The organism is Mesorhizobium sp. M0019 (genome assembly GCF_040323975.1).
Classification (GTDB): Bacteria; Pseudomonadota; Alphaproteobacteria; order Rhizobiales; family Rhizobiaceae; genus Mesorhizobium.
In genome coordinates this window covers 1-1,448 of record NZ_JAMYVK010000127.1, presented here as the reverse complement: position 1 = coordinate 1,448, position 1,448 = coordinate 1, and the positions used below count along the sequence as shown (strand labels likewise).

Below are 1,448 nucleotides of genomic sequence, written 5' to 3'. Positions count from 1 at the left end.
CAAGCCAAACCTGCTACCCAACCAAAACTCCCTTGACACCTCTCCGAAGCAGATGTGTGCGCACGCTAGCCCCTTGTGGGAGAAGGTGGCCGAGTGCAGCTCGGTCGGATGAGGGGTGTTCCAGGGAACGCCAACGCCTCATTTCTTCCAACACCCCTCAACCGTCTTGGCGCTACGCGCCGATCCACCTTCTCCCACAGAGGGAGAAGGGAAGAAACGTGGGCACCGACTTCGACAATCTGTCACCACTAAATAGGTCCGTGTAAAGCTTTCAAGGTGGTTATTTGATCTTGAGTTTTACTTCCCACCACCCCGCCGCTCCGCCCGATCGAAAAAACCAGCGATCCTGCCCGGCAGGATCCCGGACTCCAAAAACGGTGCATGCCCCTGGCCGTCGGCGGTGATCGTCTCGATATCGGTATGGCGCGTCCGCATCTGCTCGAGCGTTTCGGCGGACAGCAGCTTCGAGTTGGCGCCGCGTATGACGAGCATCGGGATGGCCGCCAGCGCGTCGAACTGTGGCCAAAGATCGGGCAGCGGCCGGCTGGGATCGATCCCCGTCAGCGTGTCGACCAGTCTCGGATCGAAATCGGGCAAAAATCCCTCTTCGGTCTCGCGGTAGAGGGCTGACGCCATCCGCTCCCAATCCGCATCGGTCAGCGCCGCAAAATCCGCGCCATGGGTGCTGCGCAGGCCGCGGACCACCTCTGCGTACGTCTTCGGCCTGGGCGCGAGGTCGAGATAGGAGCGGATATGGGCGAGACCTTGCGACTCGATCACCGGGCCGATGTCGTTGAAGACGATGGCCTTCAGCACGGCCGGCCGCATCGCCCCGAGCACATGGATGATCAGTCCGCCGCGCGACGTCCCAATGAAGGCTGCCTTCTCGATGTTCAGCGCCGCCAACCCGGCAAGGATATCGCCCGCCTCGATGCCGATATTGTAATGGCCGATATCGGCATCGTAGGCGGACTGCCCGCGCCCGCGATAGTCGAAGGCGACGACGTTGCGCTTCGCCTGCGCCGACAGATAAAGCGCCAATTCGTGAAAGTCACGGCAATTGCGGGTCAGGCCGGGCAGGCAAACGACTGGCCAGCGGCCGGAATTCGCTTCGCCGTAGATGCGGGCATGCAGGGACAGCCCATCCGGCGCCGCGTAGAAAAAATCGGAGAAACCTTCGTCGTTTGGCATGTACACTCGATTCCGTGCTGCTGTCAGATCGTTTGCGACTGCTACAGGCGAGGGCAGGGGCGGTCAAATCGGGGGCTCTTCCTTCTCTCCTTGTGGGAGAAGGTGGATTGGCGCGTTAGCGCCGAGACGGTTGGGGGGTGTTGGACGGAGCGCTGTCGGAACCAAGCTGGAGCACCCCTCATCCGACCGAGCTTCGCTCGGCCACCTTCTCCCACAAGGGTGTTTGGACTGGGGACATCGCGAACAGATGTGCGAGG

General features: G+C 61.7%; 1 protein-coding gene. It reads right to left on the bottom strand.

Annotation, left to right across the window (positions count from 1 at the left end; translation table 11 throughout):
• Window positions 1-297: 297 nt before the first annotated feature.
• On the bottom strand, window positions 298-1,191 hold the full coding sequence (locus tag NKK47_RS34955; RefSeq protein WP_352579920.1) for an alpha/beta fold hydrolase: 894 nt from the start codon (window positions 1,189-1,191) through the stop codon (window positions 298-300).
• Window positions 1,192-1,448 lie beyond the last annotated feature (257 nt).

Excerpts from the sequence above, each read along its gene's own strand:
- NKK47_RS34955 (WP_352579920.1), bottom strand. The coding sequence starts at position 1,191 with ATGCCAAACGACGAAGGTTTCTCCGATTTTTTCTACGCGGCGCCGGAT.